At 72.9% G+C, this 24,176-nt stretch carries 22 protein-coding genes; 7 read left to right on the top strand and 15 right to left on the bottom strand.

The window, feature by feature from the left end; translation table 11 throughout:
• The first annotated feature begins 64 nt into the window (after window positions 1-64).
• Complete coding sequence (locus JYK04_RS14720) at window positions 65-313, top strand: hypothetical protein (RefSeq protein ID WP_189736526.1); 249 nt, start codon at window positions 65-67, stop codon at window positions 311-313.
• Window positions 314-316: 3 nt separating this feature from the next.
• On the opposite strand, the gene JYK04_RS14715 is transcribed toward JYK04_RS14720, so the two are convergent.
• Window positions 317-928: a hypothetical protein gene (locus JYK04_RS14715; RefSeq protein WP_189736524.1), complete on the bottom strand. Its 612-nt coding sequence runs from the start codon at window positions 926-928 to the stop codon at window positions 317-319.
• A gap of 94 nt (window positions 929-1,022) precedes the next feature.
• Here JYK04_RS14715 and npdG point away from each other — a divergent pair, with 94 nt between their 5' ends.
• The gene (gene npdG / locus JYK04_RS14710) at window positions 1,023-1,727 is read left to right on the top strand and encodes an NADPH-dependent F420 reductase (protein ID WP_189736522.1); all 705 of its coding nucleotides are present in this window, start codon (window positions 1,023-1,025) and stop codon (window positions 1,725-1,727) included.
• Window positions 1,728-1,784: 57 nt separating this feature from the next.
• Here npdG and JYK04_RS14705 read toward each other — a convergent pair whose 3' ends face one another.
• Complete coding sequence (locus JYK04_RS14705) at window positions 1,785-3,830, bottom strand: TerD family protein (protein WP_189736520.1); 2,046 nt, start codon at window positions 3,828-3,830, stop codon at window positions 1,785-1,787.
• A 237-nt stretch (window positions 3,831-4,067) separates the two neighbouring features.
• Here JYK04_RS14705 and JYK04_RS14700 point away from each other — a divergent pair, with 237 nt between their 5' ends.
• Window positions 4,068-4,259, top strand: a complete 192-nt coding sequence (locus JYK04_RS14700; protein ID WP_189736518.1) for a hypothetical protein — start codon at window positions 4,068-4,070, stop codon at window positions 4,257-4,259.
• A 13-nt stretch (window positions 4,260-4,272) separates the two neighbouring features.
• Here JYK04_RS14700 and JYK04_RS14695 read toward each other — a convergent pair whose 3' ends face one another.
• Together JYK04_RS14695 and JYK04_RS14690 are read right to left on the bottom strand one after the other, a co-directional pair.
• Entirely contained in the window at window positions 4,273-5,940 is a 1,668-nt protein-coding gene (locus JYK04_RS14695) for an FG-GAP repeat domain-containing protein (protein ID WP_189736516.1), read from the bottom strand.
• A 140-nt stretch (window positions 5,941-6,080) separates the two neighbouring features.
• Entirely contained in the window at window positions 6,081-6,881 is an 801-nt protein-coding gene (locus JYK04_RS14690) for a site-2 protease family protein (RefSeq protein WP_189736514.1), read from the bottom strand.
• Window positions 6,882-6,953: 72 nt separating this feature from the next.
• On the opposite strand from JYK04_RS14690, the gene JYK04_RS14685 reads away from it, so the two are divergent.
• The gene (locus tag JYK04_RS14685) at window positions 6,954-10,292 is read left to right on the top strand and encodes an AfsR/SARP family transcriptional regulator (RefSeq protein WP_229875174.1); all 3,339 of its coding nucleotides are present in this window, start codon (window positions 6,954-6,956) and stop codon (window positions 10,290-10,292) included.
• A 56-nt stretch (window positions 10,293-10,348) separates the two neighbouring features.
• On the opposite strand, the gene JYK04_RS14680 is transcribed toward JYK04_RS14685, so the two are convergent.
• The 3 genes from JYK04_RS14680 to panB all read right to left on the bottom strand — a co-directional run bounded on the left by JYK04_RS14680 (window position 10,349) and on the right by panB (window position 13,200).
• Window positions 10,349-11,200, bottom strand: a complete 852-nt coding sequence (locus JYK04_RS14680) for an ABC transporter permease (protein ID WP_189736510.1) — start codon at window positions 11,198-11,200, stop codon at window positions 10,349-10,351.
• Window positions 11,197-12,210 (bottom strand): ATP-binding cassette domain-containing protein, encoded by a 1,014-nt coding sequence (locus JYK04_RS14675; protein ID WP_189736508.1) that lies wholly within the window; start codon window positions 12,208-12,210, stop codon window positions 11,197-11,199. The genes JYK04_RS14680 and JYK04_RS14675 overlap by 4 nt, the downstream gene beginning before the upstream one ends.
• Window positions 12,211-12,330: 120 nt before the next feature.
• Entirely contained in the window at window positions 12,331-13,200 is an 870-nt protein-coding gene (panB, locus tag JYK04_RS14670; protein ID WP_189736506.1) for a 3-methyl-2-oxobutanoate hydroxymethyltransferase, read from the bottom strand.
• Window positions 13,201-13,488: 288 nt separating this feature from the next.
• Between panB and JYK04_RS14665 the strand changes: the two genes are divergently transcribed.
• Entirely contained in the window at window positions 13,489-14,517 is a 1,029-nt protein-coding gene (locus JYK04_RS14665) for an endonuclease/exonuclease/phosphatase family protein (RefSeq protein ID WP_189736504.1), read from the top strand.
• Between the two features lie 69 nt (window positions 14,518-14,586).
• Here the strand turns inward: JYK04_RS14665 and JYK04_RS14660 are convergent, their stop codons facing one another.
• From JYK04_RS14660 to JYK04_RS14645, 4 genes are all read right to left on the bottom strand, one after another.
• On the bottom strand, window positions 14,587-16,341 hold the full coding sequence (locus JYK04_RS14660; RefSeq protein WP_189736502.1) for an NAD+ synthase: 1,755 nt from the start codon (window positions 16,339-16,341) through the stop codon (window positions 14,587-14,589).
• Between the two features lie 71 nt (window positions 16,342-16,412).
• The gene (locus tag JYK04_RS14655) at window positions 16,413-17,585 is read right to left on the bottom strand and encodes a DUF4190 domain-containing protein (protein WP_189736500.1); all 1,173 of its coding nucleotides are present in this window, start codon (window positions 17,583-17,585) and stop codon (window positions 16,413-16,415) included.
• A gap of 120 nt (window positions 17,586-17,705) precedes the next feature.
• On the bottom strand, window positions 17,706-19,352 hold the full coding sequence (locus JYK04_RS14650) for a multicopper oxidase family protein (protein ID WP_189736498.1): 1,647 nt from the start codon (window positions 19,350-19,352) through the stop codon (window positions 17,706-17,708).
• A gap of 92 nt (window positions 19,353-19,444) precedes the next feature.
• Complete coding sequence (locus JYK04_RS14645; RefSeq protein WP_189736496.1) at window positions 19,445-19,903, bottom strand: hypothetical protein; 459 nt, start codon at window positions 19,901-19,903, stop codon at window positions 19,445-19,447.
• Window positions 19,904-19,975: 72 nt separating this feature from the next.
• On the opposite strand from JYK04_RS14645, the gene JYK04_RS41190 reads away from it, so the two are divergent.
• Window positions 19,976-20,677 (top strand): DUF998 domain-containing protein, encoded by a 702-nt coding sequence (locus JYK04_RS41190; RefSeq protein ID WP_229875173.1) that lies wholly within the window; start codon window positions 19,976-19,978, stop codon window positions 20,675-20,677.
• Window positions 20,674-21,591, top strand: coding sequence for an alpha/beta fold hydrolase (locus JYK04_RS14640; protein WP_229875172.1), 918 nt, complete (start codon window positions 20,674-20,676; stop codon window positions 21,589-21,591). Before JYK04_RS41190 ends, JYK04_RS14640 begins: the two co-directional genes overlap by 4 nt.
• Here JYK04_RS14640 and JYK04_RS14635 read toward each other — a convergent pair.
• The 4 genes from JYK04_RS14635 to JYK04_RS14620 all read right to left on the bottom strand — a co-directional run bounded on the left by JYK04_RS14635 (window position 21,576) and on the right by JYK04_RS14620 (window position 24,109).
• The gene (locus tag JYK04_RS14635; protein WP_189736492.1) at window positions 21,576-21,995 is read right to left on the bottom strand and encodes a CBS domain-containing protein; all 420 of its coding nucleotides are present in this window, start codon (window positions 21,993-21,995) and stop codon (window positions 21,576-21,578) included. The two genes, JYK04_RS14640 and JYK04_RS14635, sit on opposite strands and share 16 nt — an antisense overlap.
• 200 nt (window positions 21,996-22,195) lie before the next feature.
• Window positions 22,196-22,852, bottom strand: coding sequence for a DUF305 domain-containing protein (locus tag JYK04_RS14630; protein WP_189736651.1), 657 nt, complete (start codon window positions 22,850-22,852; stop codon window positions 22,196-22,198).
• Window positions 22,853-22,950: 98 nt separating this feature from the next.
• Window positions 22,951-23,652 carry a DUF3105 domain-containing protein gene (locus JYK04_RS14625; protein ID WP_189736490.1) on the bottom strand — a complete coding sequence of 234 codons (702 nt, stop codon included), beginning with the start codon at window positions 23,650-23,652 and terminating at the stop codon, window positions 22,951-22,953.
• A gap of 58 nt (window positions 23,653-23,710) precedes the next feature.
• On the bottom strand, window positions 23,711-24,109 hold the full coding sequence (locus JYK04_RS14620) for a hypothetical protein (protein WP_189736488.1): 399 nt from the start codon (window positions 24,107-24,109) through the stop codon (window positions 23,711-23,713).
• Window positions 24,110-24,176: the final 67 nt, after the last annotated feature.

The following is a 24,176-nucleotide window of genomic DNA, read 5'->3' as shown; positions in this document are numbered from 1 at the left end:
AGTGTATCCAGCGGGGATGGGGCAGCATGGCGGGATAGAGCGGTACGAGAGGAGCCCGACGACGATGGCCCTGTTCAAGAAGCGTCAGGTGGGCAAACCCGGCGAGTGGTACTACTGCCTGGTCCACAAGAAGGTCGAGGAAGGCCCCGACTGCCCGGCGAAGGACCGGTTCGGTCCGTACGGCACCCCGGAGGAGGCGAACCACGCCATGGAGACGGCGCAGGAACGCAACCTGGAATGGCAGAACGACCCCAAGTGGAACGACAGGACCCGCGAGGACGAAGAGGGCACCACCGGCACGGGCGGGGCGTAGGCCTCACCAGCGGCTGGGCGGCGGCGCGGTCAGGTGGTCGGCCAGCCGCGCCAGCCGGTCCCCGAACCGGCGCGGTCCGCGCCGCACCGGCGGCGTGTTCTCCCCGGCCGCCGCGCTGACCAGGTGCTGCACGGTGTCCAGGTCCATTCCGTCGTCCGGCACCGGTGCCGGTACCGACAGCCCGTCGTGGGCGAGCGCGCCCAGATCCGGGTCCCCGCCGTCCAGGGACAGTACGGTCGCCCCCGCGCGCCGCGCGTCGTGGACGCGCTCCAGCAGTCCCGCACCCGGCGTTCCGGGCGCCACCACCAGCAGCGTGTGCCCGCGCCGGGCCGCCGCCAGCCGGCCCAGCCCCACCGAGAGGTGCGGCGGCTCCCCGGGCCGCACGTGGTGGCGTACGAGCGTGGGCGCCAGCTCCGGCAGGCCCGACCAGGCGGCTTCGTCCACCAGGTGCGCCGCCAGATGCCAGGGCTCGTAGCCCTCGGTCCCCACCAGCAGCAGGTGACCGCCGGCCGGTACGACGGACCGGCGCAGCGATCCGGCGAAGCGGCGCGCGTCTCCCGGCCACTGCGTACCGGCGAGCACCTCGCGCAGCAGCGCGACCCTCACGGCGTCCATATCGGCATCCTGCACCATGCGGGCGACACGGGGAGCGGTTCCTTCCCCTTCACCACCCTTCGACTGTGGGCTACCCGGCAGTACCCTCGCCCCCATGACTTCCTCAGACAACACGCAGAAGCCGCCGGTCAAGGACCCGTGGGAGCTGCCGGACGTGTCCGGCCTCGTCGTCGGCGTCCTCGGCGGCACCGGTGACCAGGGCCGGGGCCTGGCCTACCGGCTCGCCAGGGCCGGCCAGAAGGTGATCATCGGCTCCCGCGCCGCCGACCGCGCGCAGACCGCGGCCGACGAACTGGGCCTCGGCGTGGAGGGCGCGGACAACGCCGAGTGCGCGCGCCGCAGCGACATCGTCATCATCGCGGTGCCGTGGGAGGGCCACGCCAAGACCCTCGAAGCGCTGCGCGAGGACCTCGCGGGCAAGCTCGTGGTGGACTGCGTCAACCCGCTCGGCTTCGACAAGCAGGGCGCCTACGCCCTCCAGGTCGAAGAGGGCAGCGCCGCCCAGCAGGCCGCCGCCCTGCTCCCGGACTCCCGGGTGACCGCCGCCTTCCACCACCTCTCGGCCGTCCTGCTCCAGGACGAGTCGATCGACGAGATCGACACCGACGTGATGGTCCTCGGCGAGGTCCGCGCCGACACCGACATCGTCCAGGCCCTGGCCGCCCGCATCCCGGGCATGCGCGGCGTCTTCGCCGGCCGCCTGCGCAACGCCCACCAGGTCGAGTCGCTGGTGGCCAACCTGATCTCCACCAACCGCCGCTACAAGGCCCACGCGGGCCTGCGCGTCACGGACGTCTGATCCGGTCCGTCCGGTCCCGCCCCTCCCGGGCCGGGACCGGACCGCCAGGCACGCGGATCAGCTCCGGCGGCCGCCGCGCGCCTCGAAGGCGCCCAGGTGGGCCACCACACCGTGGTAGAAGCGGTCGACCGCGCCGTCGACGCCGCGGATGAAACCGGACTCCGTGTTGCCCCGGGTGTTCCCCATCCCCTTGATCAGCGACAGCCGGAACCCGGTCGGCGCGGCCCCGTCCTTGGGCAGCAGGTCGCCGGGCTCGGGACGCAGCCGCTCCAGGGTGCCGCGCGGCCCGTTCTCGCCCTCCACCAGCGTCTGGACGTGCAGGTCCGCCGGCGCCTCGGCCAGCGCCCGCAGCAGCCGCTTCGTCGTGGCCAGCGGGTACGAGCCCTCCGGGGCCGGGATGTCCACGGAGGTCCGGACCTTGCCGGTCCGCAGATCGGCGGTGACGGCGATGACGGAACTCGTTCCGTCGATGCGCAGTTCGGCGGAGAGCTTCCCGTCGGCGCACAGGGCCGCGGCCGCCGCGATCCGGCGGGCCCGCGGATCGCTGTCGCGCCGGGTGCGCTGCACGGGCAGGGCCTTCTGCCCCAACTCGCCGCCGAGGCGCAGGCAGACCTGGCGGATCAGCCGCTCCCAGCTCTCGACGACGTCGACGGCGCGCTCGTCGTCGGGGCTGATGGTCTCGTCCTCGATGCCCTTGCGCACGGGCACCCAGGCGGGACCCATGTTCTGGAATCCGTGGCAGCCCGAGTTCTCGTGCTGGAGGTACTCCAGGAGCTCCTGGAGGAGCCAGGCGTGGGCGGCGTTGCCGACGCCCTCGTGGCGGATCAGCATCTGGGCCTGGTGGGCCACCTCCGCCCAGGACAGGTGCCAGAGGCTGACCTTGTGCTTGCGCCGCCCGTCGATCTTGACGTCGACCACGGGCGAGCCGTCCAGGGCCACGTCGTTGGAGAGCGTGATCACCGCCTCGTAGCCGCGGCGCGCCGCGATGTCCATGTACTGCTGGACCTGCTCGTCCTTGAGCGGATTGCCGTGCGTCTTCGTCTCCACGAGCGCCGTCCACAGCTTGCCCGCGCGTTCCACCCGGATCACCCCGTCCGGCCGCTTCGGGGTGTCGCCGTGGGGGAGGGGGACCTCGGTGAAGGTCTGCATGCGGCCCGCGGGTGCCCCGAACCCGGCGGTGAGGCGGCGGCCCAGCTCGGGCACCTGCGCCATGACGGAGAGCAGTACGGAGGTCGCCCGGACCTCGCGCTCCTTGTCGCTCTTGAGGGACGGCACGGGGAACAGCCGCGCGGTGCGCCAGGTGTCGTTCTCGGCGAGCGACTTCTTGGCCACCTTGGGCAGGGTGACCTTCTTCCGCGTCGTTCGGGGTGCGCGGCCGCGGGTCTGGGCGGGCACGGTGGCGCCCGACGCAGCCGCCGCCTCGGTCGCCGCCGTGGCCTCGGGGGCCGTCGCGGGCGCCTCGGCCGGGACCGGGACGGCGGCCACCCCGCCCTCCTCAGGCGGCGCGGGCACGGCGCCGGGCCCGGCCGCCGGCGCTGTCGCCGCCGCAGGCTCGGTGTCCTCCAGTACGTCGATGCCGAAGTCCGTCGCCAGCCCGGTGAGGCCGGTCTCGTACCCCTGTCCCACGGCACGGAACTTCCACTCCTCGCCGCGCCGGTACAGCTCACCGAAGATGAAGGCCGTCTCCACGCCCGCGTCCTCGATGGAGTACCCGACGAGCGGCTCCCCCGTCCGGTCCGAGACCGTCATCCGCAGATCGTCGAGGTCCCCGAAGCGTGCGCCGCCGTACTGGCTGGCCGCCACCACGATCCGCGCCACGTCCTCGGGAACGGCGGTGAGGTCCACGCTGATGCGGTCCTCGTCGCCGTTCGAGGTCGGCGTCTTGCCGAGGAGCTGGACGCTTCCGTCCGCGGCGGCGGGGTGGTTGTAGAAGTAGAAGTCGTTCTCGCTGCGGATCTTGCCGTTCTCGTCCAGGAGCAGCACGGAGACATCGGCATCGCCGGCTCCGGTGGCGCTGGTCCAGCCCAGGCTCACGACGACCGCCCCGGCGTCCTCGCTGAGGGCGGTCAGGCTGACGTTCGCGCCCTTGGAGATCTCCTGCATACGTGCTCCCCCCACTCGCCCGGCGTCGTCCGTCGCGGGCCGAGCAGGCCGGGCTGTCCGTTCTGTCACGCCCGGATACGGCGCGTACCCGCCGAACCTAGTGCCACGGGGCGCAGAAGATCAGGTGAAGCCGGAAACGGGCCGGACGGGATCGCCGGCGCCCTTACGGCAGCACTGCGGGGCATGGGGGACACTGGAGGGGCTCGACCCGTTCAGTGTTTCCGAGGAGCTCATCCCATGCCCCGCCTTGCCGTCTTCGCCATCGTCGTCTGCGCCTGTGCGGTGGCCGCGGCCGTCATCGCCTTCGTCGAGGGCAGCTTCCTCGGGATCGTCTGGGTGCTGCTGGCCGGCCTCACGTCCAACATGGCCTGGTACTACCTGCGCAAGGCGAAGGCCGAGAAGGCCTCCGCCGCGCGCCAGGTCGGATAGGAACTCCGGCAGGTCAGGCGGCCGGGCCGAAGCCGGTGACCGCGGGGTGCGGGGTGGTCGTGCCCGTACCCGGGAACACGGTGACCTTGCCGGTGGCGTCCGCGGACCACAGGTCCGGCAGGCCGTCACCCGTGAGATCGCCGTCGGAGCCGACGCGCGGGTGCGCGGCCGGAGTCAGGGTGGACAGGACCGGCCCGGCGGCCGGGTTCACGAAGGCGGAGAAGTCCGGTGCGTCCGCGGTGCCCTTGACGGAGAAGGCGCGGATCGCGCCGTCCGCCCGGGAGCGGGCCCACAGGGTCGGGAAGTCCGTACCCTGCGCCCGGCCCGGGGTGAGCAGGTCGTAGCCGCCCCAACGGGTGTTGTTACCGGAGAGCAGCGTGGCCGTCGGCAGTTCCATGCCGCTCGGCTTCGCGAGCCACAGCCGCCCGTTCTCGACGAACAACAGGGAGCTGAGCGGCAGGAAGCCACCTACCGTGCTGTCGCCGGTGGGCGATCCGTATGCGGCGATCTGCTTGACCTTCGACCAGTCCGGACCGAAGCCGTGCCGAGCGCAGTCGATGACCGAACCTGCCGCGTCCACGCACGCGGTGGGCTTCTCGATGTGCATCGGAGCCTGCCCCGTGAAGCGTCCCGCGCCGTCGTTCCTGAACTGGTAGAGGTACTCCCCGCCGGGGGCATGGGCCAGTAGGTCGTCGACGGTCTGACCCCTGAAGGACCCTCGGTGGGTGTACTGGACGCCGGCCCAGCTCTCGCCGCCGCCCGGGGCGGCCATGCGGTGGGCGTTCGCGGGGTCCAGCGGGTTCGCGCCCCGCTTGCGGAGGTTGCCCGCCGCGTCCGGGACGAGGACGTCCGGCTTTCCGTCGGCGTCGATGTCGCCGAAGGCGGCGGGCTTGGTGGCGGGCTGCGCGTAGTAGTACGCCTGCGCCTGTCCGAGGTTGCCCGCGTTGTCCATCGTCTGGAGGTACACCGCCTGGCTGCCCCAGGTGGCCGGCTTGACCTTGATGTCGGCCGAGCCGTCCGTCAGCCGGACGACGCGGGAGTCGGTCGCCTCGTCCGCGCAGCTCCAGCCGACGCCGAAGACCGGGGTCGTCTGCCAGCGGGCGCAGGCGATCCCCGAGCCGGTGTCGGTCCCCTTCAGGGTGAAGGTGGCCTCCTCGCCGACCTTCTTGGGGGTCTCGTCCGTGGTGACCTCGGCGGTGGGCTGGGTGTGGTCCACGCGGAAGTAGCACCAGGCCGTGTAAGGGCTGGTCAGTTTCCCGTCGGTGGCCCGGGCCCGCCATGCGTACTGGCCGCCGTCCTTCAGCAGGTCGCGGGAGAGGTGCGTGGTGGCCTCGGGGTAGGTGGACCACGAGGTCGGGAAGTCGGTGCGCTTGCCCCCGTACGAGGTGTCCCACAGCTGGAACGTCGTCTGCAGCTGGGCATGGGACGGCGAAGCGGCGGTGACCTTGGTGGTGACGTCGTTCAGGCCGATCCAGCCGGCTCCGGATCCTGTGTACGGGTCGGTGTAGCAGTCGGACCGCTGGTCCTCGCCGGCGAACCCGGGGGCCGGGCCGGTGCGGGGCGCCGTGACCGTGGGCGCCGCCGGGTCGGCGGCGGCTGAAGCCGGCGCCGCGGCGGCCAGGCCGAGCGCCAGCGACAGGGCCGCCGCGGGCAGGGCGTGTAAGCGTGCCTTGGGTGTCATGGGTGCGAAGTCCCCCCTGGGATCAATGCTGTTGATCGATCGGATCAGTCGCAGTGTTCCCGAAAGGGATAGCAGATCGCACTGACATTTGATCGGGTGGGCGGCTCGGGCCGCTACGGTCCCCGCCCGGCCCCGGGCCGTCAGTCCTGCGGGACGGCGCAGAAGCCGTCGGTGTCCCGCCAGAAGCTGTAGAGGTCGCGGCCGCAGTACGTCTCCAGGTCCGACACGCCGAGCGCGGACATCAGGCCGTCCACCGCGCCGAAGAAGAACGCGTTGACCCCCGGGATCCACAGCAGTGCGAACACGGCCAGCAGGCCGAACTGCGCCAGCGGCTCCATCTCGCGGCGCACCCGGTAGGACAGCCAGGGCTCGATGACCCCGTAGCCGTCCAGGCCGGGTACCGGCAGGAAGTTCAGGATCGCCGCCGAGACCTGCAGCATGGCGAGGAAGGCGAGCGCGTAGCGGAACGCCAGCGGCACCCCGTCGAGGGCGTCCAGCCAGAAGGGGGCCGTGCACACGACGGCGAAGGCCACATTGGTCAGCGGGCCCGCCGCCGAGATGAGGCTGTGCTTCCAGCGGCCCTGGATCCGGCCCCGCTCGATGAACACCGCGCCGCCGGGCAGGCCGATGCCGCCCAGGATCACGAAGATCACCGGCAGCACGATGCTGAGGAGCGCGTGCGTGTACTTGAGCGGATTCAGCGTCAGGTAACCCTTGGCGCCCACCGTGAGGTCACCGCCGTGCAGGGCGGTGCGGGCGTGCGCGTACTCGTGCAGGCACAGGGAGACGATCCACGCCGACGTCACGAAGAGGAACACGGCCAGTCCGGGGCTCGCCGCGTACCCCGTCCACACCGCCCAGCCCGTGACGGCCATGATCGCGAAGATGCCGAGGAATACCGAACTGATCTGCCGCTCGCCGCGACCGCCCTGATGACCCATGCGCGAAACCTATCCCGCAGGCCGAACGGAAAACTGTGCGGGTCCCGGGCCGGGTGCGGGGACAATGGGCCGGTGCGTTACGCGATCCTCGGAACCGCCCAGGCCATCCACGACGACGGGACTCCCGTCGCCGTCGGCGGAGCACGCCTGCGGGCGCTCCTGACAGCGCTCGCGGTGCGGCCGGGGCGGGTGGTGCCCGCCCAGCTGCTCGTCACCGAGGTGTGGGCCGGCGATCCGCCGGCCGACGCGGTGGCGGCCCTGCAGGCGCTGGTCGCCCGGCTGCGGCGGGCGCTCGGGCACACGGCCGTGCGGTCCGCGGAAGGCGGCTACCAGCTGGCCGCCGAGCGCGAGGACGTCGACCTGTACCGCTTCGAGCGGCTGGTCCGGGCCGGCGGCGGGGCACCGGACCCGGCCGAGGCGGCGGCCCTGTACGAGGAGGCCCTCGCCCTGTGGCGCGGACCGGCCCTCGCCGACCTGCCGGACCCGGCCGCCGAGGCCGCCCGCTGGGAGGCCGTACGCATGGACGCGCGCCGGGGGCGGCTCGCGGCGGCCCTGGCCATGGGCGAGGCGGAGCGGTGCCTGCCGGAGCTGACCGCGCTGTGCGCGCAGCAGCCGCTGGACGAGCCGTTGCACACCCTGCGCATCCGGGCCCTGCGCGACGCCGGCCGCCCGGCGGAGGCGCTGGCCGAGTACGACGGCCTCCGCCGGGAGCTGTCCGACCGGCTGGGCACCGACCCGGGTCCGGAACTGCGGGCCCTGCACGCCGAACTGCTGTCCTCGGACGCGCGGCCGCCGGCCGCTGCCGCCACGGTCGCCGCCACGGCCACCACCGCTGCCGCCGCCGACGGGCCCCGGGCCGCCCCCGCGTCCGCGGGAAACCTGCGGGCGCGCCTGACCACCTTCGTCGGCCGTGAGGACGACATCCGCGTCATCGGGGACGACCTCGCGAGAGCCCGCCTCGTCACGCTCCTCGGGCCCGGCGGCGCAGGCAAGACGCGGCTGTCCCAGGAGGCCGCCGAGGCCCAGGACGCGAGCGCCTGGCCCGACGGGGTCTGGCTCGTCGAACTCGCCCCCATCGACGGGCCCGGCGACCCGGAGGACGTCGCCGAAGCCACCCTCGCCGCACTCGGGGCCCGGGAGACCAAGCTGCGCGGCGCCGCCGCCGAGGAACTGCGCGCCCTCACCGAACGCGCCGGGGACGACCCCCTCGACCGGCTCGCCGAGCACTGCGCACGACGCCGGCTCCTGCTGCTGCTCGACAACTGCGAGCACGTCATCGGCGCGGCCGCCGCCCTCGCGGAACGCCTCCTCACGCACTGCCCCGACGTCCGGATCCTGGCCACCAGCCGCGAACCCCTCGGCGTTCCGGGGGAGTCCCTGCGCCCGGTCGAACCGCTGCCCGACCCGATCGCGCTGCGGCTGCTCGGCGACCGCGGGGCCGCCGCCCGCGCCGGGTTCACCGTCGAGGAGGACCCGGCCGCGGCCGCCGAGATCTGCCGCCGCCTCGACGGTCTGCCGCTCGCCATCGAGCTGGCGGCCGCCCGGCTGCGGCTGCTCACCCCGCGCCAGATCGCCGACCGCCTCGACGACCGCTTCCGCCTGCTGACCAGCGGTGCCCGTACCGTCCTGCCCCGCCAGCAGACCCTGCGCGCGGTCGTCGACTGGTCCTGGGAACTGCTCGACGAGGCCGAACGCACCGTCCTGCGCCGGCTGTCCGTCTTCGCCGGCGGCTGCGACCTCGCCGCCGCCGAGGCCGTCTGCGCCGACCCGGCCCGCGACCCCTCGTACGACCCCGCCGACGTCCTCGGCTCCCTCGTCGACAAGTCCCTCGTCGTGGCCACCCCGGGAGCCGACGGCCGCGGCATGCGCTACCGCCTCCTGGAGACGGTCGGCGAGTACGCCGCCGAACGCCTCGCCGAGACCGACGGCGACCGAGAGGCCACCGAGCACCGCCACCTCGTGCACTACCGGGAGCTCGCCCGCACCACCGAGCCGCTGCTGCGCGGCCACGGCCAGCGGGCGGCCACCGACCGGCTCGCCACCGAGTACGAGAACCTGCGTACCGCCCTGCGCCGGGCCGTCGCCGTCCGCGACGCCGACGAGGCCCTGTGCCTGGTCCACTCGCTCGGCTGGTACTGGCACATGCACGACCTGCGCTCCGAGTCCCGGCACTGGGCCGAGGCCGCCGCCACCCTCGGCCCCAACCCCTTCGAGCCGCCCTTCGTCCCCGCCGAGCCCGTCTACGAACGGCTCGTCGACACGCCGCCGCCCTACTCCGGCGAAACGCGCACCGAGGGCTGGCGCGCCCTCAACCTGGTCCTGCTGGCCTCCCGCGACCAGACCAACGAGACCTGGAACACCCCTTCGGTCCGCGCCCTGATCGACGGGGTCCTCGCCACCTACCGGCCCGGACTGCCGCAGACCTGCCGGACCCCCGCCTCCCTGTGGATCTACGCCGTCATGATCGCCGGCAACCCCGGACTGATGCAGCGGGTCGTCGACGCGACCGTCGCGACCGCCCGCGAGCTCGGCTACCGCTGGGAACTGGCCTCCGCCCTCCAGCTGCGCGCCAACATCCTCGCGAACCGGGCCGACTGGGCGGGCGACGCCTCGCGCGACGCCGACGAGAGCCTGGCCCTGTTCCGCGAACTCGGCGATGCCTGGGGCTGCGCCGAGGCCCTGTCCGCCCGCGCCGAGGCCCGGGAGAAGCGCGGCGAGTACGCACTGGCCGCCCGCGACTACCGGGAGGCCATCGCCTACGCCGAACGCCTCGGCGCCCTGGCCCAGGTGACGGTGCTGCGCGTACGGATGGCCGGGACGCTGACCGAGGCCGGCCGGATCGAGGAGGCCGAGCAGATCCTCACCGAGGTCACCGCGAGGGCGCAGCGGTACGGCAACGAGGCCATGCCCGCCGCCCGGATGTTCCTCGCGGGCATCCTCGGCCGCACGGGACGGATCGCCGAGGCGCGCGGCCAGCTGCAGCTCCTGCGGGACGAGTTCGCCTTCGGCGCGTTCGCCATCTTCGACGGCTTCCTGCTCGCCACGATGGCCTGGCTCGACAACCGGCAGGGGCTGTACGAGGAGGCCCTCGACCGGCTGCGCCACGGCATGGGCACCGTCATGGACCCGATGGCGCGCATGGTGGCCCCCCAGATGCCCGCGGTCTACCTGCTGACAGCAGCCCTCTCGCAGGTCTTGCTCGGCGGACCGCGCCGGGAGTACGACGCCGCCAGGCTGCTGGGTGCCTACCGGGCGCAGCTGCCGCCCGCCCACTTCCCGGTCACGACGGAGCGCGAGGACAGCGCCCGCGTGCAGGAGCTGACCCGGGCGGCGCTGGGCGACGCCGTCTACGAGAAGGCGTACGCCGAAGGCGGTGGCCTCTCCCTGGAGGAGGCCACCGCCCTCATCTGACCCGGCCCCCGGCCGGTGCCCGTCCGGGACGCGATCCGAACGGATCGGTCCGCGGGTCAGGTCTTCTGGCGGAACTTCCGCACCGCGAGCGGCATGGTGACCGCGGTGATGGCCAGCGACCAGATCAGCGTCATCCACACCGAGTCGCCGACCGGAGCGTCGTTGATCAGGGCGCGGGCCGCGTCGGCCAGGTTCGACAGCGGGTTGTAGTCCGTGAAGGACTGCAGCCAGTCAGGCATCGTGGTGGGCGGGGCGAAGATCGAGCTGCCGAACTGCAGCGGCATCAGGACCATCATCGCCATGCCCTGGACGGCCTGCGGGGTCTTCATGGTGAGACCGAGCAGGACGAAGATCCACATCAGCGACGCGCCGAAGACGGCCGACAGCCCGATGGCGAGGAACAGGCCCGTCACCGGGCCCTTGATCGACAGGCCGAGCAGGAAGCCCACGGCGAGCAGGATGGCGATGGCCACCATCATCCGGCCGAGCTCGACGACGATCTTGGCGATGAGCACCGACGACCGGGCGATGGGCATGGACCGGAACCGGTCCATCACGCCCTTCTTGAAGTCGTCGTTGACCCCGGTGCCGACACCCATGGCGATGTTCATGCCCATCATGGCCATGAGGCCGGGGATCACGTAGTTGACGTACTCCGCCTGGTTCCCCTTGCCGGAGATCGCGCCGCCGAAGACGAACACGAACAACAGCGCGAAGATGATCGGCATGAGCACGACGTCGACCATCGACTCGGGATCCTGCTTGATCTGCAGGGCGTTGCGGCGCACCAGGGCGCCGATGTGCCGCAGGTTGCCCCGCAGGCCGATCCGGCCCTCGCCGTGCGGGACGGCCACCGAGGCCGGACCGGGCGCGGTGGGGGCGGGCTTCGTCGTGGTTACGGTGCTCATGCCGCGACCTCCTCGGTCTTCTCGGTGGGAACGGAGTCCTCGACGGAGAGGGGCTTCTGGCCGGTGATGGCCAGGAACACCTCGTCCAGGCTGGGCAGGTAGGTGCCGAGGTCGGCGATCGCGTACCCGCGGGCGGCCAGCAGGCCGACGACGGCCGTCAGCTGCTCGTCGCTGAGGATCGGGACCAGCAGCACGCCCTCGTCCGGTACGGCCTGGCTGCCGGCCACGCCGTCCAGTCCGGCCTCGGCCAGCGCGCGGGCCATGCCCGGCAGGTCCGACGCGGCCACGGGGCGGATCTTCAGGGTGCGGCCGCCGACGCGCGCCTTCAACTCGTCGACCTTGCCGTTGGCGATGACCTTGCCGCGGTCGATGACCGTCAGCTCGCTGGCGAGCTGCTCGGCCTCCTCCATGTACTGGGTGGTGAGCAGCACGGTGGCGCCCTCGGCGACCAGGCGCTGGACCTCGTCCCACACCTCGTTGCGGGTGCGGGGGTCGAGACCGGTGGTCGGCTCGTCCAGGTACAGCACGGCCGGGTTGCCGATCAGGGAGGCGGCGAGGTCGAGCCGGCGGCGCATGCCGCCGGAGTAGTTCATGACGGCCTTCCTGGCCGCCTCGGTCAGGGAGAACCGCTCCAGCATCTCGTCCGCGCGGCGGCGGGAGTCCTTGCGGGAGAGGTCGAGCAGCCGCCCGATCATGTAGAGGTTCTCCCAGCCGGAGAGCTTCTCGTCGACCGAGGCGTACTGGCCGGTGAGGCCGATGGTGCGGCGCAGCTGCCGCGGCTGGCGGACCACGTCGAAACCGGCGACGGTCGCCGTGCCGGAGTCCGGGACGATCAGGGTGGAGAGGCAGCGGACGAGCGTGGTCTTGCCGGCGCCGTTGGGGCCGAGGACCCCGAGGACCGTGCCCTCCCGTACGTCCAGGTCGACACCGTCGAGGGCCTTGGTCTCGCCGTAGTGCTTGACCAGCCCCCGTACCTCCACGGCGTTGGGCTTGTTGTCGTTTCGCGTCATGTCCACATGGGACCAGCCGCCACTGACAAAGCACCGACAGCCGACCGACAAACGTACGACAGACATACGACAGCCCGCCGACACGCGGTCGGCGGGCTGTCGGAGCGATCACGCGCGCGATCAGTGGAAGGCGTGCTCCGCCTGCGGGAACGTTCCGCCGACCACGTCCTCGGCGAAGGCCTTCGCCGCGTCCGTCATGGTCTCGCGGAGCTTCGCGTACTGCTTGACGAACTTCGGCATCTTCCCGCCGGTCAGGCCCATCATGTCGGTCCACACCAGCACCTGCGCGTCGCAGTCCGCGCCCGCGCCGATGCCGACCGTCGGGATGTGCAGCGACCGGGTGACCTCGGCGGCCAGCTCGGCCGGGACGAGCTCCAGCACCACCGCGAACGCGCCCGCGTCCTGCGCCGCCTTCGCGTCGCGCAGCAGCTGGTGCGCGGCCTCGTCGCCGCGGCCCTGGACCCGGTAGCCCATGGCGTTGACGGACTGCGGGGTCAGACCCAGGTGGGACATGACGGGGATGCCGGACTGCACGATCAGCTCGGTCTGGGCCAGCGAGCGCTCGCCGCCCTCCAGCTTCACCGCGCCGACCCCGGCCTCCTTGACGAGACGGGTGGCGCTGCGCAGGGCCTGCACCGCGCCTTCCTGGTACGAGCCGAACGGCATGTCGCCGATGACCAGCGCACGGCTCGTACCGCGCACGACGGCCGCCGAGAGCATGGTCATCTGGTCCATCGTCACCGGGACGGTGGAGTCGTAGCCGAGGTGGCAATTGCCCATGGAGTCGCCGACGAGGATGACCGGGATACCGGCCTCGTCGAAGACGGACGCGGTCATCGCGTCGTAGGCGGTGAGCATGGGCCACTTCTCGCCGCGTTCCTTGGCGAGGGTCAGGTCGCGGACGGTGATGCGCCGGGTGCCCGTGCCTCCGTACAGGGTGGCGGAGGCCGCGGATGCGGGTTCGCGGGCAGGCGAAACGGCAGGCGTCATTGCAACTGCTCCTTGTGTCATCTCGAGGCGCCCTTACGACGTCCCCGGACTCACCCCCCATGGTGGCATCCGCTCGGGCAAAGGCGGAAGTGGTCCGTAGTGCGAGCCTGGCCACGGGATCCAATGTGCGCGTTTCGTGACAAGCGGAACCCCCCGCGCACGGCCGTTCGTCCTCCCGGGCGTACGACCGTGACCGGCGGTCGTGACGTACGGCACGGAAGGCTCCGGTTCATCGCCTAGGGTCAAGGGGCGGGGACGGAGCGCGAGCACGGCAGTGAGGGCAGTGGTATGGCACAGGCGTACATGACGGAGTCGGGGAACGGCGGCTCGGAGTCCGAGCCCTCCGGGACCCGCCTCCGGCGCCGGCTGACCGTACTGCGCAAGGACCCGGGAATCTGGCGGCGGGGCTGGGTCCTCGCCGGGATCGCCGTACTGATCTCGCTCGTCATGATCTTCCATGCGGAGCTGCCCAACGACGTGGGCAACCTCGGCAGCCTCACCGAGACCTTCCTGCCCTGGCTGGGCCTGGCCGTCCCGCTCCTGCTGGCCGGGGCCGTCTACCGCAGGTCCGCCACCGCGCTCCTCGCGATACTGCTGACGGCCGCGGTCTGGGCGAACCTCTTCGGCGGCCTGGTCAGCGACAAGTCCGGCTCCGGCGGCAACCTGGTGGTCGCCACCCACAACGTCGACGCCGACAACCCCGACCCGCGCGGCACCGCCGAGTCGGTGGCCCGGTCCGGGGCCGACGTCTTGGCCCTGACCGAGCTCAAGGGCAGCGCCGTCCCGGTCTACGAGAAGACCCTCGCGGCCGTGTACCGCTACCACTCCGTCGAGGGCACCGTCGGCCTGTGGAGCAAGTACCCGCTCAGCGGGAGTGCGCCCGTCGACATCCGGATGGGCTGGACCCGGGCCATGCGCGCCACCGTCACCACCCCGCACGGGGAGGTCGCCGCCTTCGTCGCCCACCTGCCCTCCGTCCGGGTCAAGCTGAACGCCGGCTTCACCGCCAACCAGCGCGACGACAGCGCCGGCGCGCTGGGCGCCGCGCTCGCCGCCGAACCGCTGAAGAGGGTCATCCTGCTCGGTGACCTCAACGGAACCATGAACGACCGCGCCCTGTCAGAGGTCACCTCGCAGATGCGCTCCACCCAGGGTGCGGCGGGCGACGGCTTCGGCTTCAGCTGGCCGGCGCAGTTCCCGATGGCCCGGATCGACCAGATCATGGTCCGCGGCATCCGGCCGGACGCCTCCTGGACCCTGCCCCGCACCGGCAGCGATCACCTTCCCGTCGCGGCCCGGGTCACCGTGAAGCCCTGACGGACGCGGCCGTACGAAGGCCCCGGCCGCCCCCCTCGGGGAGCGGCCGGGGCCTTCGCGTCCCCGCGTCTACGCCCGCTCGCGCCAGCCGTTCGTGATGGGCAGCCGGCGGTCCTTGCCGAAGCCCTTCGCGGAGATCTTCGTGCCCGGCGGGTACTGGCGGCGCTTGTACTCCGCCGTGTCCACCATCCGCAGGGTCCTGGCCACCAGCTCGGGGTCGAAGCCGGCCGCCACGATCGCGTCCAGGCCCTGGTCGCGGTCCACGTACAGGGCCAGGACCGCGTCGAGCACCGGGTAGTCCGGCAGCGAGTCCGTGTCCACCTGGCCCGGGCGCAGCTCGGCGCTCGGCGGCTTCACGATCGAGTTCTCCGGGATCGGCGGGACCTCACCGCGCTCGGCGGCGGCCCGGTTGCGGTACTCCGCCAGCCGGAACACGTCCGACTTGTAGACGTCCTTGATCGGGCCGTACGCGCCCACCGAATCGCCGTACAGGGTGGAGTAGCCGACGGCCAGCTCCGACTTGTTGCCCGGGGCCAGCACGATGTGGCCCTCCTGGTTGGACAGCGCCATCAGCAGGGTGCCGCGCAGCCGGGACTGGAGGTTCTCCTCGGCCAGGCCGGTCAGGCCCAGCGAGCCCATGTACGCGTCGAACATCGGCTCGATGGAGACGGTCCGGAAGTTCAGCCCGGTGCGCTCGGCCAGGTCGGCCGCGTCGCTGCGGGAGTGGTCCGAGGAGTACTTCGAGGGCATCGAGACGCCGTGGACGTTCTGCGCGCCGATCGCGTCGCAGGCGATGGCGGCGACGAGCGCGGAGTCGATGCCGCCGGAGAGCCCGATCAGGACGGAGCGGAACCCGTTCTTCCGTACGTAGGCGCGCAGCCCCACCACCAGGGCGTCGTAGATCTCCTCGTCGTCGTCGAGCCGGTCGGCGTATCCGCCGGTGACGACCGGCTCGTACGGCTCCACGGGCTCCTCGGAGAGGATCACGCGCTCGATGCGCAGCCCGTCGTCCACCACGCCCTCGGGTGCATCGGCTCGGGCGGCCGGCAGGTCGAGGTCGACCAGGACGCAGCCCTCGGAGAACTGCGGGGCGCGGGCGATGACCTGCCCGTCGGCGTCGACCACGATCGAGTCGCCGTCGAAGACCAGCTCGTCCTGGCCACCGATCATCGCCAGGTAGGCGAGGGTGCAGCCGGCCTCCTGGGCCCGCTTCTGGACCAGTTCGAGGCGCAGGTCGTCCTTGTTGCGCTCGTACGGGGACGCGTTCACGGAGATCAGCAGCCCGGCCCCGGCGGAGCGGGTGGCCGGGACCCGGCCGCCCTCCTGCCAGAGGTCCTCGCAGATGGCCAGGGCCACGTCGACCCCGCCCACCCGGATCACCGGCTGCGTGTCGCCCGGCACGAAGTACCGGAACTCGTCGAACACGCCGTAGTTGGGGAGGTGGTGCTTGGCGAAGCGCAGGACGACCCGACCGCGGTGCAGCACGGCGGCCGCGTTCTCGGGGGAGCCGGCCGGGCGGCCCAGACGGGGCGTGGCCCGCTCGGTGCGGTCGAGGTAGCCGACGACGACCGGCAGCTCGCCGAGGCCCTCGGCCGCCAGGCGCTCCGCCAGCTCGCGCAGCGCGGTACGGGAGGCCTCCACGAACGAACCGCGCAGGGCGAGGTCCTCGACGGGGTACCCGGTCAGCATCATCTCCGGGAACGCCACCAGGTGGGCGCCCTGCTCGGCGGAGTGCCGGGTCCAGTGGACGACCGAGTCGGCGTTGGCGGCGATGTCGCCGACGTGCGAGTCGATCTGATTCAGAGCGAGTCGAAGTTGAGGCACGGGGCCCAGTGTAATCGTCTTTCTGACGCGATGTCCTGGGCCCGGCCTGTTTCCTGCGTGGTGACGTCCCGTCAGCCGATCGGGCCCGCGTACTTCACGTCGTCGAGCCTGCTCCCGGCGGAGATGTCCGCGGTGATGCTCTTGGTGCCCTTGGGGACCTCGAAGGCCACGATGCCGCTGGCGGTTTCGCCCGGCAGGATCGAGCCCCTGATCAACTTCGGCACGCTGCCGGAGTCGTAGACCATGTCGGCGGTCATGCCCTGGTCGTCGCGGACGTTGGGCACGGCGTAGATCACTTCGTGCGGCGTGGTCGAGCCGTTGGTGATGGTGACGGTGAGCTGGACCGCGTTCTTGATCCTGTCGCGGGAGTACGTGTTCTGCGCCTCGTACTTCGTCGGAACCGAGAGGCTCACCTTGACGCCGTTCGGGTAGGTGAAGGTCTCGCCGAACGGCAGTGCGCTGGTCAGGCCGGGTGCCTGGGTGGGCGAAGGGGACTTGGAAGGCCAGGGCTCACCGCTGGGGAAGTGCCCGTCCGGCCCCCGGTCCTCGTCGATCTGCCGGTCGATGCGGCTGTCGGCCCGGTCGACGACCAGGACGGTGAGGAAGAGCCCGCCGACCGAGGCGAGCATGCCGAGCACGCCGAGCACGGTGCCGACGACGGCCATCGACTTCTTCGGGGCGCCCTTGTTGGCGCGGACGGTACCGCCGATGCCGAGGCCCACGCCGACGGCGGCGAGCACGGTGCCGGCCCAGAAGAGGAACGGGATGACGCCCAGGAAGATGCCGAAGCCGCCGGTGATGACGGCGGCGACGGCCAGGCCGTTGCTGTTCGGGGTGGCCTGCGGGTACCCGGGGTACCCCGGGTACCCGGCTCCGGGGAAGCCGGGCGTGGGCGCGCCCCACGCGTGGCCGGGGGTGCCGAAGCCTGCGGCCGCGGGGGCGGGCGTGGGCGCGGACGGCGTCGGCGGGGCGAACGGCGACGGGGACGGCGACGGGGACGGGGACGGCGACGGGGCGGGAACCGGCTCCGGCGTGGCCGCGACGGGTGCCTCGGGGGTCTCGGCCGTCTCCGGGGTGGTCTCGGGGGTCGCGGGGGTCGCCGGTGCCTCGGGGGCCGCCGGGGTCTTCTCCAGCGAGAGCGGCTGCGCGGGCGCCGGTATGGAGTCCGTCTCGGGTGTCGGGGTGCCCGCCGGCTCGGTCGGCGGACCGGCAGGAGTGCTGGGCGGGTTCGGCGGGGTGCTCATACCGGCGGGGGCGTCCTTCTGTCGCGGCAGTCGTGATCACCGCAAGGGTGCCATGTCCGCGCCGGTGGCCCACCCGAATTCCCGCCCGGCCCGGAGGAGGCCGGGCGGGAAGGCCGTGGCCTACAGCTGGTAGCCGAGCACCGTCATCATCCCGGACTCCGAGTGGTAGACGTTGTGGCAGTGCGTCATCCACAGCCCGGGGTTGTCCGCGTCGAAGTCCACCGTCAGCCTGCGCCCCGGCAGGAGGATCGCGGTGTCCTTGCGCGCCCCGCCCTCCTGCCCGCCCAGTGCGAAGGTGTGCCCGTGCAGGTGGACCGGGTGCCACATCGGCGTGGCGTTGGCGAACTCCAGGCGGACCCGCTCGCCCGCCTTCACCGGGTGCCGCTGGTCGGGCGTGTACGGCGCGCCGTCGAAGGCCCAGTTGTACGCGCTCATGTTGCCGGTGAGCCGGAGCCGCACCGTACGGTCCGGGTCGCGCGGGGGCAGTGCGACCGGTTCGGCGGCCCTGAGCGCGTCCGCCATCAGCGGCGGCGCGTCCAGTTCGGCCGGCCGGGTCGCGGCCGTGGGCGCCGTCCCCGGCCCGGTGCGCAGTACCGCGAGCGCCGAGCCCTCCTTGCCCTCGGCCAGCGCGGTGAGGGGGAACACCCCGTCCTTGGCGGTGACCAGGACGTCGTAGCGCTCGCCCATGCCCAGCAGCAGTGACCCCGTCTTCGTCTGCTCCACCGGGTGGCCGTCGGTGTGGGTGACCGTCAGTTCGTGGTCGCCGAGGGCGATCCGGAAGGCGGTGTCCCCGCCGGCGTTGATGATGCGCAGCCGGATCCGGTCGCCCGGTTCGGCGGTGAGGACCGAAGGGTCGTCCGCCACCCGCCCGTTGATCAGGTAGTACGCGTAGACGACGTCGCCCGCGTCTCCGCCGAGGTAGTCGCTGTGGCCGCCCATGGCGACGTAGGAGCGCTTCTTGGTGCCCTTGGCGGACGGGGAGGCGGAGGGCGAGGGGGAGGCGCTCCGGCGGTGGGCCGCGTGGGCTCCGGGGTTGCCGTTCATGCCCTTGCGGAGCTCGGCGAGGACGGCGTCCGGGGTGGCTCCGTCCACCCCGTCGATCCAGTCGTCCAGGACCACCACCCACTCCTTGTCGTAGGAGAGGGGCTCATCGGGGTCCTCGATGATCAGCGGGCCGTACAGGCCGCGGTCCTGCTGGACCCCGGTGTGCGGGTGGAACCAGTACGTGCCCGGGTTCGGGATGGCGAACTTGTACGGGAAGGAGCCGCCCGGGGCGATGTCCCGCTGGGTCACCCCCGGGACCCCGTCCATGTCGTTGCGCAGGGCGAGGCCGTGCCAGTGCAGGGAGGTGGCCTCGGGGAGGTTGTTGGCGAGGGTGAGGGCGAGCGTGCCGCCCGCGGTGGCCCGGACCTCCTGGCCCGGCAGCCTGTCCCCGTACGCCCAGGAGCGGACGGTGATGCCGGCGCCGAGGTCGAGCGGGGTGGCGGTGGCGGTCATCTTGACCTCGATGAGGGGGCCGGTGGCGTTGCGGGCGGTCTCGGCGGCCTGTACCTCGGGTCCGGCCGGGTCCACGTACCCCTCGGGCACGTCCGCGGCGGAGCCGCCGTGGCTCATCGAGCCGTGGCCGGTGCCGGTGCCGGTGCCGGTGCCGGCGGACCCGGCGGAATCGGAAGAACCGGCGGAACCGGAGCAGGCGGCGAGCAGACCGGAGCCGAGGACGGCCGCGGACGCGCCGAGCACGGTGCGACGGGTGGGAAGAGAGCGCATGGGAGCACCTCATGGGTGTGGTGTTGCGGATGCATGGGCACGGTGCGGCGCCGCCCCCGCATGCGCGGGCATGCGGGGGCGGCGGCGTCGGCCTACACCCGCAGGACCGCCAGCCGGGTGAGGAGCTCGCGGGGCGAGGGCGGGTCCGGACCACCGCCGGACCGGACCGGTATGCGGGCCGCGCCCCCGAGCGGCGCGGCGCGTCGGGATCCGGTCCGGCCGGTGCCGATGAGCAGCACGACGAGCCCCGCGAGCACGGCGAGGCAGACCGACGTGGGGTCCATCTCGGTCGCGGGCATCGCGTACCCCCACAAGGGGACCGTGGGGGAGGGCGCGTCGGCGGACGCCGGGGCCGGGGTGTGGCGAGGGCCACCGTGCCCGGCAGGGGCGGGCCGCCCCGCCGAGGCAACGGAGTGGGCCGCGGACACGTCTTGCACGGCGTGGGACTCAGTCGGATGGCCCAGGGTGTGCATGGTGACGATGCCCAGCAGCAGCGCGGCGAGCAGCAGCAACCGGGCCCCCGGGGCGGCTCGCTGAGCACTGCGCGTCATGACGGGAACCCTACCGGGGGAGGGTATCCGATCGTAGGAACGACCCCGAGTCTGCTTAGGATTAGTCACACTATGTCCCCACATGGACTCTCGCCGCGGGCCGCCTGGCCGGTCGCCACCCTGATCGGTCTCGCCGCGGCCGCCTACACGGCGTGGGTGCTCGAAGTCGTCCTCTCCACCGGCCTCAACCCCATCGAGACGTACGTCAGCGAACTCGCCGCCCAGGACCAGCCGCTCGGCGGCCTCTTCCGGGCCACCGACTTCACCGCCGGGCTGCTGGCCTTCTCCGGAGGGCTCCTGGCCCTCTTCCGGCTGCTGAAGTACGCGGAGTCCCGCCGCGCCTGGGCGGTCATCGGCTGGGCCGGGGTCGCCCTCTTCGGCGCGGCCACCGCCGCCGACGCCTGGCTGCCGCTCAGCTGCCAGCCCACCGTGGACCCCGAATGCGCCGCCCGGGAGACCGCCGGACTCGTCCCCGCGACCCACCAGGCCCACGCCGTCAGCAGCAGCCTCGCCATGGCCGGGGCCCTCGTCGGCCTGGTGGCCCTGACGGTCGCCGCCCGCCGCTACGGCTGGTTCGCCCCGCTCGCCCGCTACGGCCCCGCCCTCGTCGCCCTCGAACTGCTCGCCACCGTCTGGACCCTGTCCGCGATCGCCCTGTTCACGGCCGGGCGCGGGACCTGGGCCCTCGGCGCCGGCCAGCGGCTCCAGGTGCTCCTCGTCGCGCTCTGGCTGGGCCTGCTCGCCTACTCCGTCCACAAGGAAGGCCGTACGTGAGCGTCACCGGCCGGTTCGTCCGCGTCCTGCGCGTCGACGGGGTCCACGGCGTCGACCGCGTCGACGGGGTCCCGCTGCACGTCGTCGTCGAAGGACGGGGACCCGTGTGCGTCCTCAGCGCCGGGCTCGCCATGGCCTGGTTCGACTGGGACCCGGTCGTCGCACCGCTCGTCGCCGCGGGCCGCACCGTCGTCCGCTTCGACCGCCCCGGACACGGCCTCAGCGGCCCCGCCACCGAGCCGCCCACCACCGCCGGGGAGGCCCACCGCATCGCCGGGCTGCTCGACGCGCTGGGGCTCGGCGCCCGCGCCGCCGGTCCCGTCACCGTCGTCGGGCACTCGATCGCCGCCTTCCACGCCGAAGCCTTCGCCCGCCTCTATCCCGAGCGGACCGCCGCGCTCGTCCTGGTCGACGGCAGCGTCGAGGAGGCCCCGCACCCGGCCCTGCCCGCCGTACTGCGCACCGCGGCCGCCCGGGCCCTCGGCCGGGCCGTGACCGCCGCCGGACTGCCGGCCGCGCTGGGACCGTCGGCCCGGCGCGCCACCGTACGGGCCTCACGCACCGGCGGCTCCGACCCGGCCGCGCAGGACCTCGTACGCCGCGTCTACCGCACCGGGCGGGTCTGGCGCGGCGCCCTGCTGGAGAACTCCCGCTACCTGGACATGGCCGCCGAGCTGCAGGCCCTGCGCGGGACGCACCCGCTGGCCGCCCCCACCACCGTCCTCGCCGGTCACGACGGCTCGGCCGGGCGCTCGGCCCTGCGCTGGCTGTCCCGGCAGGCGGACCTCGCCGACCTGCTCGGCGCCCGCTTCGAGGTCGCCGAACCCGCCGGCCACCTGGTCATGCTGGACCGCCCGGGCCAGGTGGCCCGGGCGGTCCTGGCAACGGCGGGGCAGGGTCAGGCCCGCGCGTAGACCTTCTCCACGAAGGTCGCCATCTGGTCGTCGGAGAGGTGCTGGGCGAGGTCGGCCTCGCTGATCATGCCCACCAGCTTCTTGTTCCGGATCACGGGCAGCCGGCGGATCTGGTGGCTCTGCATCTCCTCCAGCACGTCGCCGACGTCCGCGCCCGCGTCGATCCAGCGCGGGGTGCCCTGGGCCAGGTCACCACAGGTGACCTTCGCCGGGTCCTGGCCCTTGGCCACACAGTTCACGACGATGTCGCGGTCGGTGATGATGCCGCACAGCCGCTCCTCGGCGTCGCTGATGGGCAGGGCGCCCACATTGAGCCGGGCCATCAGCTGGGCGGCCCGGTCGAGGGTCTCGGTGGCGGGTATCCACTGGGCCCCGGGGTGCATGATGTCTGCGGCGGTGGTCATCGCTGAACCTCCTGAGCACGCCGTTCGACACCGGGCGCGGACGCGTCCGGCGCGGCGGTCCCCCACGGGCCGTACGGGCCCCATGGGCCCCACGGGCCGTACTGGCCGGTACGCAGAGCGGTCGATACGGGTCCCCTGCTGCGGAGCACACGCCCGTACGGGTGAGAGGGCGCCTCTCACCACCGTACGGGCGTGACCCGTCACCCGCGCGGCGCGGCTCCGCGCTGCTTGAGCATGTCCGCCATCAGGGTGAGCTCCGAGCGCTGCGCGTCGACCATGCCCTGCGCCAGCGCCTTCTCCACCGGGGTCTCGCACTGCTGCGCACAGCCCTCGGCCATCGTGACGCCGCCCTTGTGGTGGTCGGTCATCAGCTGGAGGAAGAGCACCTCCGCGTCCCGGCCCGAGGCGGCGCCCAACTGGTCCAGCTCCTCCTTGGTGGCCATGCCCGGCATCAGCGCGCCGGGCTTGGCGGCGTCCGCGCCGGCACCGGCACCGTGCCCCGCGTGCCCGCCGTGGCCGCCGCTCGAGGTCCCCATCCAGGACATCGGCGACTCGCCGGCCACCACCTTCGGCAGCCCCCACAGGTCCAGCCAGCCGAGCAGCATGCCCCGCTGGTTGGCCTGGGTGTTGGCGATGTCGTAGGCGAGGGTGCGCACCGCCTCGTCCTGGGTGCGGTCGCGGACGATGAAGGACATCTCCACCGCCTGCTGGTGGTGCACCGCCATGTCCCGGGCGAAGCCCGCGTCCGGCGAGCCGATCCCCGGAGTGCGGGGCGCCGCCGTAGGGGCCGGCGGGCCGGAACCGGCGGAACCGCCGCCGTTCGCGGCGGCCACCGTGGCGGCCGCCGCGAACAGCAGGGCCAGCAGGACGGCCGTGCCCGCGACCCAGTACGTACGGGGGACGGGACGGACCGGGTGTGCCGGGTGTGCCGGGTGTGCCGGGCGTTCCGGGCGGCTCACTTGCCGGCCAGTCCGCTCGTGCAGGCCGCGCCCGGCTCCGGGGTCTGCTCGCCCTGCACGTACTTCGTGAAGAACTGCGACACCCGCGGGTCGTCCGCGCTGTCCACGGTCAGCTGCTTGCCCCACGCGCTGAGCATGATCGAGCCGGTCTGCTCCTTGATCGGGCTCATCAGCGTGTACGGGGTCTTGCCGACGGTCGCGGCGAGCCTGTCCACGTCGGCCTTGGGGGCCTTCTCGTTGTACGTCACCCAGACCGCGCCGTGCTCCAGCGAGTGCACGGCGTTCACCTCCGGCACCGGGTTCTTGTAGACGTCACCGTTGCAGTTCATCCAGCGGGGGTGGTGGTCACCGCCGACCGGCGGGTTCATCTCGTACTTCACCGGGGTCTCGACGTGGTTGCGGCCCAGCGTCTTCGCGTCCCAGAGCTGCTCGCCCTCGACCGGCTGCTTGCGGATCGCCTCGGCCTCCTTGCGGATCTTCTCCGCGGCCGCCTGCTTGCGCTGCTCGGCCTGCTTCTGGTCGATCAGCACCCAGGCGCCGAAGCCGACGAGGCCGACGACGATGGCCGACGCGGCGGTGATCGCGATGGCCTTTTTGCGCCGCTCCCGGATCTGGTCGGCGCGGCGCATCTCGGCTATGCGCGCCTGACGGGAGTGCGGGTCGGTGTTCTGGTTGGTCCTGCCGGACTTGCTGGCCATGTGCCCTGGTTTCCTTCTGCTGAGGGGGGTGGATGAACGCGAAACCGAACCGGACCGCTCAGGTCCGCAGCACCTGGAGGGCATACAGGTCGGGGGCGCGCGGCGGAGCCCCGTACGGCCGGATCCGCGCCGCCCCGGAGGCGATCGCGGCGGGCGCCGGAGCACCCATGGGACCGGTCACGGCGGGCGGCGGAACGGGCAGCACACCCGGAGTGACGCGCGTGAGCGGCGAGCAGCCGGGCAGGTCGTGCGGGGACACGCAGACGGCGTGCGATGCCGCCCCCGCCTCGGCCCCCGCTTGATGCACCCGCGCAGCCGGCGACGGGGCGTGCGACTCGCCCGAGCGCGCACACAGCAGTACCGTGCCGGCCAGCACCCCGAAGACGATCAGCAGGACGGCGCGCCGAAGCCCGGGACGTCCGCGACGCCCCGGCTGCGTGTGCTGCCGGCCCCCCATGGGCGCAGATGGTAATGCTCATGACGGCTCCCAGGTCAGTGCGGGGGTGCCGCGAGCTTTCCCGTGT

The organism is Streptomyces nojiriensis, assembly GCF_017639205.1.
GTDB classification, from domain to species: Bacteria; Actinomycetota; Actinomycetes; order Streptomycetales; family Streptomycetaceae; genus Streptomyces; species Streptomyces nojiriensis.
This window is presented reverse-complemented; position numbering and strand designations above follow the sequence as displayed.